Source organism: Chengkuizengella marina, from assembly GCF_009910845.1.
Lineage (GTDB): Bacteria > Bacillota > Bacilli > Paenibacillales > KCTC-33759 > Chengkuizengella > Chengkuizengella marina.
The window spans coordinates 1-1,769 of sequence record NZ_SIJB01000087.1; the positions used below are offsets into that span (position 1 = coordinate 1).

Below are 1,769 nucleotides of genomic sequence, written 5' to 3' on the forward strand. Positions count from 1 at the left end.
GCTAATGCCGCTAATGTGGTAGTATCGAGAACGGTACGTAATGCAATTTCTACATCCAATGTTTTTCGTAACCGAGAAATAAACTGTGCTGCTAGTAATGAATGTCCTCCTAGTTTGAAAAAGTTATCGGACATACTGATGTTGTTAGTCCCTAGCAGTTCCTGACACGCTCTAGCTACTGTTTTTTCTATTGATGTAGACGGATGGACAACCTGCTCTTCGGCAACATACGTATCTGGTACTGGCAATGCTTTTCGATCTACTTTCCCGTTTGCATTTAATGGTAGTGCATCCAGGAACACGTATACCGATGGCACCATCACTTGTGGTAACTGCTCTGTCATGTAATGTTGCAGGATATGATCCATATGTTCTTGCTGCTCATCTACTACCACATACGCAATGAGCTGCTTTCCTATATACTCATCCTCTCGTACAATGACGATTGCTTCTTTTACCTGATCATGACTATGCAATACTGTGGCAATTTCTCCAAGTTCCATTCGTACTCCATTGATCTTTACTTGATGATCTATACGGCCGATGTATTCAATATTTCCATCTGATGCATATCTCACAAGATCACCTGTGTAGTATAATGTTTCACCTAACACATGACTACTTAATGGAATGGAAATAAATCGTTCAGCATTTAAATCTGGATTTCTATATCCTCGAGCTAGTCCATCTCCACCAATATATAATTGCCCTGACACTCCAATAGGTACTGGTTGTAAGTTTTTATCCAATATGTACGTCTTTATATTAGATATTGCTTTTCCTATTGGTACCGTTCTCTTTTGATGTTCTGGGTCACAACTCCAGAATGTTGTATCTATCGTTCCTTCTGTTGGTCCATATAAGTTATATAATTCTGTGTTCATTTGACTAAAAAATTTATTTTGTAGCGCAATGGTCATTGCTTCACCGCCACAAAACACTCGTCGTAATGAATGACATCTCAAAAAACTATTATTTTCTAAAAGAAGACCTAACAATGATGGAACTAATTGTAAAGTAGTTACTTTATTTTCCTGTATCGTACTTACTAAATCGTCCAAGTCTTCATTAACCTGTGGATGTGCTACAATGAGCAATCCACCAGTAATAAAAGGTAATAACAGTTCCAATACCGATGGATCAAAACTTATAGACGTCCGAAACAACACTCTTTCTGTTGAATCCAAATGAAACTGAGTATACATCCAGTACATATGATTTACTACCGACTTATGCTCGACCATGACCCCTTTAGGACGCCCTGTAGAACCAGAAGTATAAATCACATAAGCAAGATGATGTGGCTGTACTTTGCGCTCTAGTATAGGTACACTCCCGTATTCGTCCAACAAGCCTTCCCTGTTTACCTCATCCATACTAATTATTGCTATGTCTTCTGCTACCTCTAACTTTCCTTGTAAATGACGCTGTGTCAGTATGATTTTCGCCCCGCTGTCTTCTACCATATGCAATAGACGTTGACTAGGATTAAATGGATCTAACGGAACATAAGCTCCTCCTGCTTTCCATATCCCAAGAAAACTAACGATCAAATCTAACGATCGCTCCATATACACGCCAACCAGTACATCTGGTCCTACACCTAAACGTTGCAAATATACTGCTAACTGCTCTGCCTGCTCATTCAGCTCCCTATAAGTTAACGATACACCTTCAAACGTAACCGCCAACGCTTCTGGCGTGCGTGCTGCCTGTGCTTCAAAGAGTTCATGCACACATACATCACTTGGAAATGCTTGCTCCGTATC

At 39.9% G+C, this 1,769-nt stretch carries 1 protein-coding gene; it reads right to left on the reverse strand.

Annotation, left to right across the window (positions count from 1 at the left end; translation table 11 throughout):
* Positions 1-1,769, reverse strand: a 1,769-nt coding sequence (locus ERL59_RS20600) for a non-ribosomal peptide synthetase (protein WP_160648107.1), incomplete at both ends; no start/stop codon positions are given.